General features: G+C 58.8%; 13 protein-coding genes. 4 read left to right on the top strand and 9 right to left on the bottom strand.

Features of this window, described 5'->3' with window-relative positions; translation table 11 throughout:
* Window positions 1–21: 21 nt before the first annotated feature.
* The 7 genes from PspS49_RS20695 to PspS49_RS20665 form a co-directional block, all read right to left on the bottom strand.
* Window positions 22–3,666, bottom strand: coding sequence for a transporter substrate-binding domain-containing protein (locus PspS49_RS20695; RefSeq protein WP_150776329.1), 3,645 nt, complete (start codon window positions 3,664–3,666; stop codon window positions 22–24).
* Window positions 3,667–3,674: 8 nt separating this feature from the next.
* Window positions 3,675–4,301 carry a response regulator transcription factor gene (locus PspS49_RS20690; RefSeq protein ID WP_034155223.1) on the bottom strand — a complete coding sequence of 209 codons (627 nt, stop codon included), beginning with the start codon at window positions 4,299–4,301 and terminating at the stop codon, window positions 3,675–3,677.
* A gap of 314 nt (window positions 4,302–4,615) precedes the next feature.
* Window positions 4,616–5,944, bottom strand: a complete 1,329-nt coding sequence (locus PspS49_RS20685) for a deoxyguanosinetriphosphate triphosphohydrolase (protein WP_127929223.1) — start codon at window positions 5,942–5,944, stop codon at window positions 4,616–4,618.
* Window positions 5,945–6,020: 76 nt separating this feature from the next.
* Window positions 6,021–7,184 (bottom strand): EAL domain-containing protein, encoded by a 1,164-nt coding sequence (locus PspS49_RS20680; RefSeq protein ID WP_160041293.1) that lies wholly within the window; start codon window positions 7,182–7,184, stop codon window positions 6,021–6,023.
* 121 nt (window positions 7,185–7,305) lie between these two features.
* Window positions 7,306–7,644, bottom strand: a complete 339-nt coding sequence (locus tag PspS49_RS20675; RefSeq protein WP_150776328.1) for a hypothetical protein — start codon at window positions 7,642–7,644, stop codon at window positions 7,306–7,308.
* Window positions 7,641–8,027 (bottom strand): phage holin family protein, encoded by a 387-nt coding sequence (locus PspS49_RS20670; protein WP_016985474.1) that lies wholly within the window; start codon window positions 8,025–8,027, stop codon window positions 7,641–7,643. The genes PspS49_RS20675 and PspS49_RS20670 overlap by 4 nt, the downstream gene beginning before the upstream one ends.
* A gap of 2 nt (window positions 8,028–8,029) precedes the next feature.
* Complete coding sequence (locus PspS49_RS20665; protein WP_007908653.1) at window positions 8,030–8,344, bottom strand: DUF883 family protein; 315 nt, start codon at window positions 8,342–8,344, stop codon at window positions 8,030–8,032.
* A gap of 305 nt (window positions 8,345–8,649) precedes the next feature.
* Between PspS49_RS20665 and PspS49_RS20660 the strand changes: the two genes are divergently transcribed.
* Entirely contained in the window at window positions 8,650–9,858 is a 1,209-nt protein-coding gene (locus PspS49_RS20660; protein WP_016985472.1) for an ammonium transporter, read from the top strand.
* On the opposite strand, the gene PspS49_RS20655 is transcribed toward PspS49_RS20660, so the two are convergent.
* Window positions 9,855–11,567 (bottom strand): monovalent cation:proton antiporter-2 (CPA2) family protein, encoded by a 1,713-nt coding sequence (locus PspS49_RS20655; RefSeq protein ID WP_160041291.1) that lies wholly within the window; start codon window positions 11,565–11,567, stop codon window positions 9,855–9,857. The genes PspS49_RS20660 and PspS49_RS20655 overlap by 4 nt on opposite strands.
* Window positions 11,568–11,775: 208 nt before the next feature.
* Between PspS49_RS20655 and PspS49_RS20650 the strand changes: the two genes are divergently transcribed.
* The 3 genes from PspS49_RS20650 to PspS49_RS20640 all read left to right on the top strand — a co-directional run bounded on the left by PspS49_RS20650 (window position 11,776) and on the right by PspS49_RS20640 (window position 13,403).
* Window positions 11,776–12,012: a glutaredoxin family protein gene (locus PspS49_RS20650; RefSeq protein ID WP_150776326.1), complete on the top strand. Its 237-nt coding sequence runs from the start codon at window positions 11,776–11,778 to the stop codon at window positions 12,010–12,012.
* Window positions 12,013–12,123: 111 nt separating this feature from the next.
* Window positions 12,124–12,441: a transcriptional regulator gene (locus PspS49_RS20645; protein ID WP_150651944.1), complete on the top strand. Its 318-nt coding sequence runs from the start codon at window positions 12,124–12,126 to the stop codon at window positions 12,439–12,441.
* A 71-nt stretch (window positions 12,442–12,512) separates the two neighbouring features.
* Complete coding sequence (locus tag PspS49_RS20640) at window positions 12,513–13,403, top strand: pseudouridine synthase (RefSeq protein WP_150750721.1); 891 nt, start codon at window positions 12,513–12,515, stop codon at window positions 13,401–13,403.
* A 79-nt stretch (window positions 13,404–13,482) separates the two neighbouring features.
* On the opposite strand, the gene PspS49_RS20635 is transcribed toward PspS49_RS20640, so the two are convergent.
* On the bottom strand, window positions 13,483–13,704 hold the full coding sequence (locus PspS49_RS20635) for a YgdI/YgdR family lipoprotein (protein WP_007908660.1): 222 nt from the start codon (window positions 13,702–13,704) through the stop codon (window positions 13,483–13,485).
* Window positions 13,705–13,719 lie beyond the last annotated feature (15 nt).

The raw sequence follows: 13,719 nt of genomic DNA, 5'->3' as shown, positions 1-13,719 counted from the left end.
ACTGCTCAGCGCCAAGCATAGTTAAGGCACGCTCATTGTGCCTCGATCCGACAACGTCAGTTGTTGCTGAAGGGCCTGCTCCAGTTCGAGCATCGCGCGGTTGCTCGCTTCGCAATGGCGGGCGATCTCGGTTGTCGCCTGTGCCTCGGCGCAGGCCTGCTCGAGGGCATCGCAACATTCGATCACGCGCGTGGCCTGAGCAATGCGCGCGGCACCCTTGATCTTGTGCGCGACCACGGCCAGTGCGCCGCGATCATGTTCGGGCGACAGCGCGAGCAATTCCTGGCGGTCGAGGCGGCTGCTTTTAAGTAATTCGGCCAACAGCCGGCGAGCCTGCGCCGGATTACCACCGGTGAGCATATTCATGTTTTGCAGATTGAAAGCCGGTGCCGTCGACGTCGGCGTGATGCCATCGACCCATTGGCTGAGCAGGCTCAGGCTCAGGGGCTTGAACAGACAGTCGTCCATGCCGGCCTGTTTGCAACGCTGGATTTCCTCAGGTTGCGCATTGGCCGTGAAGCCCAGCACGGTGCACGGCGGGCTGCGTGTCTGCAGTTCATGCTGACGAATGGCGCGAGTCAGTTCATAACCATTCATCAAGGGCATGTTGCAGTCGACGATCACCAGATCGAAATGGCCAGCCGTCCACAGTTTCAGGCCACTGCAGCCGTTCTCGGCAATGCTGAATTGATGGCCGAGAAACTCCAGTTGCTGACACATCAGCAAGCGATTGGCCGGATGGTCATCCACCACCAGCACACGCAGGGGGGAGCAGGATGTCTTGATCGCAGGTTCACTTTTGATCGTATTCACCTGTATCGGCAGTGTTTCCAGGGCCAGTGAGAGGCAGACCTGGGTACCGATGCCCGGCTGACTGCTCAATTGCAGTTGTCCGCCCATCATTTCGCACAGGTTGCGACTGATCACCAGCCCCAGGCCGGCACCGCTTCTGCCTTGTTGACTGCTGTTTTCGGTCTGGGCAAACGGTTCGAACAAGCGTTGCTGATCCTCTGCACTGATACCGACACCGCTGTCCTGCACGGTCAGTTGCAGCAAGGCGCGGGCGGGCGCATCGGTGTTCATGAGATCGAGGGTAATGCGCACATGGCCTTGTTCGGTGAATTTGATCGCATTGCTGACCAGATTCGACAGCACCTGTTTGAAACGCAGAGGGTCCAGATACACATCGACGGCCAGATCCGGCGGATTGAAGATGACTTGCAGGGAAAGATTCTTCTGCCGCGCGAGACCGTCGAAGATTCTCGCCACTGACGTCACGGTGTCGACCAGATTGACCCGTTCCGGGCAAAGACTCAGGCGTCCGGATTCGATCCGCGCGATATCGAGAATGTCACCGATCAACCCCAGCAGATCCTTGGCCGAATGATAGGCCGTGTCGATTGACGAGCGATCCGGATGTTGTTGATCCATGCGTCTGAGCGTCAGCTCGAGCATGCCGATCACGGCATTCATCGGCGTGCGGATTTCATGACTCATGGTCGCCAGAAACGTGCTTTTCGCCCGGTTGGCCTCATCCGCCCGTTCTTTGGCCGTGCGTAGTTCCTCGAACAACTGACGGCGTTCGCTGATGTCGATCCAGCCACCGATGATGCCTTTCACGTCGCCGCTGGAGTCGCGGTACGGCAGGATCCAGTGATAGATGGTCAGGCGCCGGTTACCGATGTGCAGAGGTCGGTCGACGACCATCGGGGTGCCCTCGGCAACGACGCGCTGGTAATCGGCCTGAAAGGCCTGGGCTTCGAACGCGTTGCTCAGGGTGCCCTCGATGACGCTTTTGCCAATGACGTCTTCACGCCTGGCATTGAAAGCTTCGAGGTAGCTTTCGTTGCAACTTTGCAGCAGCCCCTGGCGATCACGAACATAAATCGGGTGCGGCGTGCCATCGACCAGTGAGCGCATGAATTCGAACTGGTCGTTCAGCGCACGCTCGGCGGCCTGGCGTTGTTTGATCTGGTGGCGCATGTAGGCATTCCAGGCCAGGAGCAACAGCAATAGCAGGCAGGCGCCGAAAATCACTTGATAAAACAGGCGCTGGTAGTTGTGCCAGATGTTTTGAGACGCCGTGGAATAACCGCGCCAGCGGCCATTGATCACACCCAGTTCATCGGGTGCGATGCTCAGCAATGCCTTGTTGATGATCGAGGTCAGTTCCGTGTTGTCTCGCGCGGTCGCCAGTGAAAAGGCCGCCTGACCGGTGCCGATGGTGGTGGTGATCTGCAGCGCCTGATTAAAGATCCGCGAGGAAATGAAGTAGTTGGCAATGACCAGGGAGTTCACAGCGCCTTCGACGTGGCCTTCAGCGAGCAGCGAGACCGCACTGAAGGTATCCGCCGTTTCGATCAACTGGATGCGCGGGTACTCTCGGCGCAGGTATTCGACCATCGGATTGCCTTGGGCAATCGCCAGTTGTTTGCCTTTGAGCTGGCCCAGATTGGTCGGGCCATCGGCGCTTTTGCGGGTCAGCAGAACGTAAGAGTTTTCCAGGTAGGGACGACTGAAGTTGAGGGTTTTTTCGCGTTCCGTTGATGGCAGAAGCGCTGCGATCAGATCAGCTTGATGACGGTCTATCTGCTGGATCATTTCCGCGTCGTTGCGGCTGCGACGGATCTCGAAACGCAGGCCGGTACGCAGGCGGACCAGTTCGAGCAGGTCGGCACTGATGCCGCGAAAATTGCCGTCGTTGTCAAAGAATGTCAGGGGCGCGAACGCTTCGTTCACCACCACACTGACAACTGGATGCTGCTTGAGCCACGCTTCTTCGCGCTGGGTCAGTTGCAGTTTCTGGTCAGTGAGCAGCAGATCGCTGCCGGCGCTCCAGCGTTTGGCGATGTTGTCACGCTCACTGGCCGGCACGGCCTTGAGCACGCTGTCGACGATGGCCAGCAGTTGCGGGTTGTTGCGGCGTACGGCGAAGCTGAATCCCTGGGCCTCCTGTTTGCCGAAGTTGGCCATGCGCACGTTGTTCAGGTAGCCCTTGTTGATCATGTAGTGCGTGGAGAGCGTATCGCCGAGAAACACATCGGCCTGATCGAACGCTACGGCATTGATCGCATTCTGGTAGGAGGGGTAGCAGGTGATGAGTGCTTTGGGGTACAGCGCCTTGACTTCGGGCAGCGGCAAATAGTGATAGACCATGCTCAGCCGCAAGCCGGCCAGGCCTTCAGTGAGAGAGCGGGTTTCGTCTTCGCGGGTGACCAGCACAGGTTGGTCAACAGCGTAGGGGGTCGATAACGCAAGGTTGGCGTTGCTCGCTTCGAAGCCGTTCGCGGTACCGAGCAGATCGACCTGGCCGTCGACCAATGCGCGAATGGCCGCACCCCGAGAGGGAAAGCGCTGCACCCTGATCGGCAAACCGGTGGCCTGGCCGAGGAGTCCGGCGTAGTCGGCCGTCAGGCCTTCGTAGTCCTTGCCACTGACCGTCATGTCAAAAGGCGGATAGTCGGGCGCGGAGGTGCCCAGAACCAGTTCGCTACGTGCAAGCAGCCATTGCCGTTGGGACTGTTCGAGCGTGACCTGCACCGGTTCGTTCGCCGACCGGCTCAGCAGCGCATAGTCCGGTGACGTGCCGGGCATGGCGAATACGTTGGTGCTCAGGCAAAGACCTGCACTCAACGCCATTAAATAGTCCTTTAAACGGCTGGGCATGCGGGCTCTCACACGAGTGCGTTTCGTTTGGCCATCTCGATAAGTTCTACAAGGGATTTGGCTTTGAGTTTTTGCATCAGGCGTTTTTTGTAGGTGCTGACAGTCTTGTTACTCAGAAACATGCCCTTGGCTATTTCCTTGTTAGTGCGACCTTGGGCAAACAGTTGCAATACCATCAATTCGCGATCGTTGACGGATTTGAACAGTTCCAGTTCGGCAAAACGAACGTCGTCACTGCGAACCGGATTCAATGCCTGACTGGGGAAATAGTTGTAACCGGAAAGTACCGCTTTGATCGCACTGACCAGTTCGCTCAAGTCTTCCTGTTTACACACATAACCCGATGCGCCGGATTGCATGCAGCGAATGCCGAAGAGGGTCGGACACTGTGCCGTCAGAATCAGGATTTTCAGCGGAGAGCCCATGGCATTGAAGCGGGCCAGCACTTCCAGGCCGTCCAGCTTGGGGATGCTCACATCGAGAATGACCAGATCGGGCATGCATTCGCGCACCATTTGCATGGCATCGACCCCGTTATCGGTTTCACCGACGACCTTGTAACCTTCATGCTCCAGCAGCATTCGAACGGCGAGACGGATGACCGGGTGATCGTCGACAATAAAAACGGAGTTCATAATCAAATCCCATGCAAGCACGAATAAAGCGCGCACCTTAGCTCAGATGAATGAACGCTCGCATGAAGTGACATGGCTCTAGCCACGTTATCGGATTATTCCTACAACTAATAAGGAAACAGACTACGGTCAAACTAGGTTTGACGTAAGGAAGTGCAGGATTTGAACAGGCTTATAGTTTTAGTTGAATGATTTGCAAGTGCTGGCTGTAAATGGTTTTTTATAGCTGTTTAAAGTTGCTGAATCATTGGTTGTCGGCAGTGAGTGCGATGCCTGCGGGCGGCCAATATCAATAGCCGCCCGCGTGCAATGGATCAGTGACTGGAGCGACCGGTCATTTCCAGCGCCATGTCACTGGCGTAGCTGTCGGTCATGCCGGCAATGAAGTCGATCATGCGCAGAAACGAAGTGTGTAACGAACCTTGCGGATCCGGTGCGTTACTGCCCAGCAGATCGAGAATGCGCCGGCTCTTGAACGACGGCGTGCGACCGTTGTGTTGTTCCAGCGCCGCGCCGCAGAACGAGTTGAGCAGGATCTCCAGCGTGGTATAGGCGCCGATCTCATGCAGGGTTTTGCGTTTGTCCTGAAAGATTTTCTTGCGGGCGATGTCCTTGGCATTCAACACGCAACGCTTGGCCGGACCGTGCATGTGTTCGACCAGATCGCCGTGCAGCGTGCCGGCAAGGAGTGCGTCCTGTTGCTCGACAAAGGCTCGCGCGGCGGCGTTGGTCAAATGCTCGATGGCCTTGCCGCGCAGAATCGCCAGTTTGCGTCGACGCGAATCCTGTGGGCCGAGCTGACGATAGGTTTCCGGCAGATCATCGCCCACCAGCCCGAGCAGCAGTGATTCGACTTCGGCATAGTCCAGCAGCTCCATTTCGAGGCCGTCCTCGAGGTCGATCAGCGCGTAGCAGATGTCGTCGGCGGCTTCCATCAGGTACACCAGCGGGTGGCGCGCCCAGCGTTGATCCTCGATTTGCGGCAGGCCCAGTTTGTGGGCGATCTGCTCAAGCAGCGGCAGCTCGCTCTGATAGCAGCCGAATTTGTGTTTCTTGTAGCCCAGAGAGTCGGCGTGGCGCGCGGTCCACGGGTACTTCAGGTAGGTGCCGAGGGTGGCGTAGGTCAGCCGCGTGCCGCCGTCGAACTGGTGGTATTCGAGCTGAGTCAGTACGCGAAAGCCTTGGGCATTGCCTTCGAAATTGAGAAAGTCAGCGCGCTCGGCTTCGCTCATGCCGTCGAGCCAGCCACGGCCGGCCGCCTGCTGGAACCAGTGGCGGATGGCATCTTCACCGGAATGGCCGAACGGCGGATTGCCAATGTCGTGGGCCAGACACGCCGACTGCACCACCATGCCGAGGTCGGCCGGGTCGCACCATTCGGGCAGGGCGCTGCGCAGGGTTTCGCCCACCCGCATGCCCAGCGAACGACCAACGCAACTGACTTCCAGCGAGTGGGTCAGGCGCGTGTGAATGTGGTCGTTGCTGGTGACCGGATGCACCTGGGTCTTGCGCCCGAGGCGGCGGAAGGCGCCGGAGAAAATGATGCGGTCATGGTCTTTGTGGAAAGGGCTGCGGCCAAGTTCTTGCGGGCTGTGCAGCGGCTTGCCGAGACGTTCGCGGTTGAGCAGGGTTTGCCAATCCAAGGCTGATTCTCTCCGTCAGGTGACTGGGGGCGTTGGCCCCTAGCTTCCCGGTTCACGCCCGGCCCTGCAAGCGGAACTACAGTCCTGCGGCGTCGATGTCGATCAGCAGCAAACGCTCGCCATTGTCGAAAAACTGTCCGGCCGTCAGGCAGTACTGATTGCTGGTGGCGTCGCGGTACGTATTAGAGAGCGTCAAACGCCGCTCCTCCCAACCTTCGGCGAGCAAATGATAGAAGTACGGACGCCACGACCAGTTGTGCCCCAGATACCGATTGTCGGCGACCCAGCCGTGCTGCCGCCATTCGAGGTTGGGGGTGAGTTGCGTGCCGTGACGATCGCATTGATAAAAGCGCAGCAACCAGGGGAAGGCGTCCAGTTGTGGCAATGCGCTCAAGGGAGCATGTGCCTGAGCCCAGGCTTGCAGGATCGACATCAGTTCAGCGAGTTGCTGACGCATTTGCATCAGCCGACCGCGTTCCGCGAGTTTTTGCCGAACATAGCGCTGGCGCAGCTCGGCGAAGCGCTGTACGAACGCATCGGTGGGGAAGAAAGCCTCCTGCGCCCGCGCGAACAGGAATCCCTGCACGTAGCGCGAACCGCATTCCAGGGCGAAATTCAATTGCGCTTCGGTCTCGACGCCTTCGGCGATTATCCAGCAGCCGGTCTTTTCGGCCATCTGCGCCAGTGCCTTGACCACATCACTGCTTGGCCCGCCCAGCGCCGCAGCCTGGAACAGGCGCATATCGAGTTTGAGAATGTCCGGTTGCAGCGCCAGCACCCGATCCAGTTGCGAGTAGCCGGCGCCAAAGTCGTCAATGGCGATTCTTGCGCCTGCCTCGCGGTAACGCGCGACGACTTCTGCCAGGCGTTGACCATTGCCACCCAGTTCGGTGATTTCGAAAACAATACGTTGCGGATCGATGTTGTAGCGTGCCAATTGTTTAAGGCTGGGCAAGGCTTGATCGGCGCGCAGGCGACTGATCCAGCGCGGCGACATGTTCAGACTGAGAAACCAGTCTGCCGGCGCTTCGTGCAAGCGGCTCAAGGCGTTATCGCGGATTTGCCGGTCGAGGCGCCGCAGGGCTATGGCGGGTGTGCGCGGGTCGGCGAACAATGGCCCGACCGAATTCAAATGACCGTCAGCCTGGCGCAGGCGCCCCAGCGCTTCGACGCCGGCAATACGTCCCGTGGCGGTATCGATGAAAGGCTGAAAGCAGGCGAGCGGTTGCCCGTCGATCACGGGGCCTCCTTGGTTCTTGTTTTGGTTGAACCCCGCCAGCCGGGTAGGCGTACGGGATTGAACCTCCGGATAAAGAGGTTCATCCCGCCGCTACTGCAAGAATGTAGCCAGATGTATCTGCTTAGCGTTTTGCCGAACTCTGCATCACCAGTTTGATCAGCGGCCCAAGACTGGTGCCGAGTCGGACCAAGCGAGTCAATCCGCCAACGCCGCCGCTTTTCGCGCCTTTGCCGGTGATAAATCCCAGCAGCGTAATGGCAGCCACGCCCCACAATGGCGCGTGTTTGATGCCGAAGCCACCTTGCAGGTTTTGCGACATGCCGCGCATGCGATGCAGAGGCTGCAGCACTTGCCCGGCTTCATGGCGGATTTCCTGGCGATGCATTTCCATGCGCAGGCGGATCAACGCCTTGCGCATTTCCCGACGCGAGCTGTTGTGTGGCAGTTCAGGCAGGCTCATGGCAGCAGGCGCTCCCGGTCGTTGGCCAGCTCTTCGAGCGTGCCGTGGAAAGGTGAGGACTCATCGAAGATCGCCGCCTTGAGGCGCAGCCCGCAGAAGATCGAGGCCAGGGTATAGAAAACGCACAGGCCAATGATCGCGGCCAAGCGGTAAGTGTCCCAGAACACGATCATCACCAATGTCGATAAACCCACCAGCAACAACAGAGCAAAAACCAGGGCCAGGCCGGCGAACAGCAACAGGCTGACGGTACGGGATTTCTGCTCCTGCAATTCGATGCCGAACAATTCGACGTGGCTGTGCAGCAGACCCAGAACGGCGGCGCCCAGGCGTCGCGTGGAAGAGGCGGTGCCCGCAGTCGGGCCGGATTCACCGATCGACATAATCAGCGCCGAGTAGCCAGCAGGCCGATCAGGAAGCCGACACCGGCAGCAATGCCGACGGACTGCCAAGGGTTGGCCGACACGTAATCCTCGGTGGCGGTTACCGCCGCCTGACCGCGGTCGCGCAGGGTTTCTTCGGTCAGTTTCAGGGTTTCGCGGGCGCGCAGCAGGCTGTCGTGGATCTGCTCGCGCAGCTCATCGGCCTGATCGCCGGCCAGGGTGGCGGTGTGCTCGAGCAAGCGTTCGGTGTCGGCGACCAAAGTCTGGAAGTCGTTCATGAGGATTTCTTGAGCAGTCTTTGCCTTGATGCTGGCCATGGGTGGATCTCCGTAAGTGACGTCTGAAGCGTTCGAGTATGAGCCTTGCGCGAAGGTTCAGTACAAATGACTGGTACAACTTTTGCTGTGTCGTGGTGCGTCGCCTGGCCGTTGTGCGCTGTTGCCGGGCGTGCGCCTCGAGAAACCTTATCTCAAACAAGCCCGGTTCGTGTCAGGACATCGACCTCGTGCGCCAAAGCAGTTCGCCGCATCTGCGGATCCGTGACTGCGTGGTCGCAACTTGGTGCATGAAATGTGCGCATGAACCGCTTTGGTGCCTTTTTCGCCTTTAGGTCTGCCTGCTTATGGAAAATCTGCAAAGCGCTGTGGACACCCTGGTTCACAGCTCCAATACCTTGTTCATTCTGATCGGTGCGGTGATGGTGCTGGCAATGCATGCCGGTTTCGCCTTTCTGGAAGTCGGCACGGTCCGTCAGAAAAACCAGGTCAATGCGCTGTCGAAAATTCTCAGTGACTTCGCCGTCTCGACCCTGGCCTATTTCTTTATAGGCTATTGGATCTCCTATGGCGTGACCTTCATGCAACCGGCGGCGGTGCTGAGTGCCGATCACGGTTATGGACTGGTGAAGTTTTTCTTCCTGCTGACGTTTGCCGCTGCGATCCCGGCGATCATTTCCGGCGGCATCGCCGAGCGCGCGCGTTTCGTGCCGCAGTTGTGCGCCACGGCCTTGATTGTCGCGTTCATCTACCCGTTTTTCGAAGGCATGATCTGGAACGGCAACTACGGTCTGCAAGCGTGGCTGACAGCGCAATTTGGTGCCGCTTTTCATGATTTCGCCGGTTCCGTCGTGGTGCACGCCATGGGCGGCTGGCTGGCGCTGGCGGCGGTGCTGTTGCTGGGGCCACGCAATGGACGTTACCGCGACGGTCGCCTGGTGGCGTTCGCACCGTCGAGCATTCCCTTTCTGGCGCTGGGGTCGTGGATTCTGATTGTCGGCTGGTTCGGCTTCAACGTGATGAGCGCGCAAACGCTGCAAGGGGTCAGCGGTCTGGTGGCGGTCAATTCGTTGATGGCGATGGTCGGCGGCACGATGGCAGCACTGCTTGTCGGGCGCAATGACCCGGGCTTTCTGCACAATGGGCCGTTGGCCGGACTGGTGGCGATCTGTGCCGGCTCCGATCTGATGCATCCGGTCGGTGCGCTGGTGACCGGCGCGATCGCTGGAGCGCTGTTTGTCTGGTGCTTTACCGCTGCGCAGGTGAAATGGCGTATCGATGATGTCCTGGGTGTATGGCCACTGCACGGTTTGTGCGGCGTGTGGGGCGGGATTGCCTGCGGGATTTTCGGCCAGACCGCACTCGGCGGAATTGGCGGCGTCAGCCTGATCAGTCAGTTGATCGGCACTGCGCTCGGCGTCGCGGTGGCGCTGATCGGTGGCTTCGTCGTATACGGCGTGATCAAGGCGCTGCACGGGCTGCGCCTGAGTCAGGAACAAGAGTATTACGGCGCCGATCTGTCGCTGCACAAGATCGGCGCGGTGAGTCAGGACTAGGTTTCGGCATCGTCGCTACCCGGATAAAAACCGTGGAGCAGGCGATAGCGGTCGATGCGTACCTGATCGACTTTTTCCTGCACCTGGTGCGCCGGCAAGCCAAGCATGATCAAGGCGTGGGAGGCGAGCATCAGGCTCGATTCCAACAGCTCCGGCACCACTTCGGTGGCGCCGGCAGCTTTCAATTCGGCCCATTGGCTATCGTCGCGGGTGCGCACCAGAATCGGCACGTGGGCGTTGAGCCGGCGCGCTTCCTTGAGGATGCGCAGGGCAATGTCACTCTGATCCACGGCAACCACCAGCAATCTGGCGCGTAGCAGGCCAACCGCAGTCAGCAGCTCGCCGCGCGACGAGTCGCCGTAATGCACGTCGCTTTCTCCGCTGGCGGCTTCCTGGACCCGGACCGGGTCATTGTCCAGCGCAATATAAGGCTGTTTGGCATTGCGCATGAAACGCCCGATGGATTGGCCGACGCGGCCGTAACCACAAATCACCACGTGCTGGTTGAGGTCGGCGTTGAGTGCGCTGATCTCTTCGATCTGTGCCTCTTGATTGGGTTTGCGGTGCAGCACTGCCGCGATGCGTGGCGCTGCGCGCAGTAACAGCGGCGTCAGCAGCATCGAGCAAAACGTTGCGGCGAGCAGCAGGTCGCCCAGTGCTTTGGGCATCATGCTGTTTTGCTGCATCTGCGCCATCAGTGCGAAGCAGAACTCGCCACCCTGAGCCAACGCCAGACCGCTGCGCCACGCCGTTTCGCTGTCACTGCCGCGCCACTTCACCAGCACGGCCACGACGATGCCTTTGATCACCATCAAACCGACGGTGAGCCCGAGGATCAGCAGGCTGTGACTGACGAACAGTTGCAGGTCGATGAGCATGCCGATGCTGACGAAAAACACCCCGAGCAGGATGTCGCGGAAGGGCCGGATATCCGCCTCGATCTGGTGCCGATAGTGGCTTTCACCGAGCAGCATGCCGGCCAGAAATGCACCGAGGGCAGGGGACAGGCCCAGCAGGTGAGTCAGCCACGCGGTCAACAGCACAATCACCAGCGCCAGCAGTACGAACAACTCTGCCGAGCGTGACGCGGCCACTTCATGAAACAGCCTCGGCAGTAACCAGCGACTGGCCAGCAGCAGACCGACAAACAGCACCACGGTTTTCGCCAGCGTCAGTGGCAGCGCCCAATACCAGGCTTGCTCGCTGCTGCCGGCGAACACTGGCACCAGCGTCAGCAGCAATACCGCGACCACGTCCTGAAACAGCAGAACGCCAACGGCATTCTGCCCATGGCTGCTGAACACCTCGCCGAGGCTGCCCAGCTCTTTGGTCACAATCGCCGTTGATGACAGCGAAAGCCCGGCGCCGAGCAGCAGTGCCGGTGTCGTCGGCATGCCCAGCAGCATCAATAACAAACCGAGCAGCGCGGTACTGATCAGCACCTGCTGACTACCGAGACGGAACACCACCTGGCGCAAGGCGATCATCTTCGACAGGGAGAATTCCAGACCCAGCGAAAACAACAGAAACACCACGCCCAGTTCGGCTACGTCAGGCAAGTGTTCGCTTTCGTTGACCCAGTCGAAGGCACTCGGCCCGACCAGCAGTCCCACGCACAGATAACCCAGAACCGGCGGCAACCGCAGGCGACGGAACAGGGCAATCACCACGAGGGACGAGGCGAGGATGATCAACAGATTGGCAAACACTGGACACTCCGATGTCAGATTCAGGCTTTTCAAGCGTAGAGGCAAAAAGACCGGGAGGATCGCGTAAATGTTTTTTCTGCGGACTGATTTGCGTCAGGGTTTTGCCTGTGAGCCTTTGTTGGCGGGCTGGAGCCTTTGGGCGGCGGTGGCTCGACGGGTTTTCAGGTGCGGCCTAGAATAGGCCCACTCATTTTCTGGTTGAGCAATCATGCCTCCTGAATGTCAGCTGTTCGGCACCCTTGGATGCCATTTGTGTGAAGTCGCCGAGGCCGAACTGATGCCTCTTGTCGAGCATGGCCTGCTGGTTGAATTGGTCGATATTGCTGAGGATGAGTCTTGGTATGCGGCTTACAGCCTGCGAATTCCGGTGTTGCGCCGCATCGACACTGGGGCGGAACTGGGCTGGCCATTCAGTGCTGATGAAGTCGTCGCGTTTCTGCGTTAATCCGCGTTTCTGGTTCATCCCGCCGGTCGCCGCTGCCATCCATTCCTTGGCATTTCGCGGATTGTTCGGTTACTGTATGTGCATACAGTAAATGCTTCAGAGGAATGAACCGTGGTCAATGTCGAACAGTTGAAGAACAGCGTGAACCGGATGTCGGTTGACGTGGTGCGCGAGGCGGTTCTCGAATTGCGCCTGGACGGGCTGGTCACGGAAGGCAAGACGCCCTTCAACAAACTGCATTTCAACACCTGCTTTGCCGAGATCGAGGCCTTGTTTCAGCGTGCCGGTTATCACAAGCAACTGGATGTGGTCGGTTATCAGGGGTTGCTCTACGCCTTGTATGACCCGGGCCGCTGGGAGGCCGTCGAAGTGTTGCGCTGGCTCAAGGAATTCACCGACGCCGCGGCGCTGAAAACGATCCCGGCCTGAGCATTCAATGCTAGGTTCGCTTCCCTCAGTGCTGGATAATGCCGCCCTGTATTGAGGATTCGATTTTCCGTATGTCCATGTCTACATTCTCTGCTGCTCAGAATCAGGCGAGCACACTTTATCTGCCACCCGGTAAATGGCTGACCGTACTCGATTGCCTGTGCGAGCATTTCCGCGCCATTGATCGCGAGCAATGGCTGGACCGGATCGCCCGGGGGCGGGTGCTGGATGGCCAAGGTCAGCCAATCCCGGTGGATCTGCCTTACAAGGAAGGCTTGCGAATTCATTATTTTCGCGAAGTGCCGGACGAGAAGCCAATCCCGGTGGTCGAGTCGATCCTGTATGCGGACGAGCATCTGGTGGTGGCTGACAAGCCACATTTTCTGCCAGTGACACCAGCCGGTGAGTACGTCGAACAAACGTTACTGCGGCGTTTGATCCGACGTCTGGACAATCCTCACCTGGTGCCGCTGCACCGCATCGACCGGCATACGGCGGGACTGGTCATTTTCTCGGCCAATCCGCAAACCCGTTCGGCTTATCAGTCGCTATTCCCTACGCGGCAGATCGACAAACGCTATGAAGCCATCGCCCCAGCGCTGCCGGATCTGAGTTTTCCCTTGGTGCACAAAAGCCGTCTGGTGGATGGCGAACCGTTTTTCCGCATGCAGGAAGGCGAAGGTGCGAGCAATACCGAAACGGCGGTGGAGGTTCGGGAAAAACATGGCGATCTGTGGCGCTATGGATTGTTTCCGGTGACCGGCAAGAAACATCAACTGCGCGTCCACATGACTGCGCTGGGCGCGAGCATCTGCAACGATCCGTTTTATCCGCAGGTGTTGAAAGACGTCGAGGACGATTACGCCAATCCGCTGAAGTTGTTGGCGCAAGGTTTGCGGTTTATCGACCCGGTGACCGGTGAAGAACGCGAATTCGAGAGCCGGATTACGCTGCAGTGGTGATACCGACTTCACTTTTCGAGCGCCCATAAAAAAGCCCGCAATCAATGCGGGCTTTCTGTATCCGGTGTCGAACCAGAGCTTACAGCTCTTTAACGGTACGAACCTGATCCTTGTTGATGCGGGTTTCTTTGCCGTCCAGCTGTTTGAACTCGTAGAAGCCCGAATCATCATCGTATTTCGGGGTGTCGACGGCCTGGATTTCGCGACCGTCATTCAAGGTGATCACTGTAGGCGAGGAGCAACCGGCGAGGGTGGCAAGGCCCAGTGCGAGCATGAAAGTGGCGAGGGTCCGTTGAGTCATGGTGTGTCTCCGAAT

Origin of the sequence: Pseudomonas sp. S49 (assembly GCF_009866785.1) — a bacterium.
Classification (GTDB): Bacteria; Pseudomonadota; Gammaproteobacteria; order Pseudomonadales; family Pseudomonadaceae; genus Aquipseudomonas.
This window is presented reverse-complemented; position numbering and strand designations above follow the sequence as displayed.

Coding starts and splice junctions, on each gene's coding strand:
- PspS49_RS20650 (WP_150776326.1), top strand. CDS start 11,776: ATGCCTCCTGAATGTCAGCTGTTCGGCACCCTTGGATGCCATTTGTGT.
- PspS49_RS20665 (WP_007908653.1), bottom strand. CDS start 8,344: ATGGCCAGCATCAAGGCAAAGACTGCTCAAGAAATCCTCATGAACGAC.
- PspS49_RS20660 (WP_016985472.1), top strand. CDS start 8,650: ATGGAAAATCTGCAAAGCGCTGTGGACACCCTGGTTCACAGCTCCAAT.
- PspS49_RS20690 (WP_034155223.1), bottom strand. CDS start 4,301: ATGAACTCCGTTTTTATTGTCGACGATCACCCGGTCATCCGTCTCGCC.
- PspS49_RS20640 (WP_150750721.1), top strand. CDS start 12,513: ATGTCCATGTCTACATTCTCTGCTGCTCAGAATCAGGCGAGCACACTT.
- PspS49_RS20670 (WP_016985474.1), bottom strand. CDS start 8,027: ATGTCGATCGGTGAATCCGGCCCGACTGCGGGCACCGCCTCTTCCACG.
- PspS49_RS20695 (WP_150776329.1), bottom strand. CDS start 3,666: ATGCCCAGCCGTTTAAAGGACTATTTAATGGCGTTGAGTGCAGGTCTT.
- PspS49_RS20675 (WP_150776328.1), bottom strand. CDS start 7,644: ATGAGCCTGCCTGAACTGCCACACAACAGCTCGCGTCGGGAAATGCGC.
- PspS49_RS20635 (WP_007908660.1), bottom strand. CDS start 13,704: ATGACTCAACGGACCCTCGCCACTTTCATGCTCGCACTGGGCCTTGCC.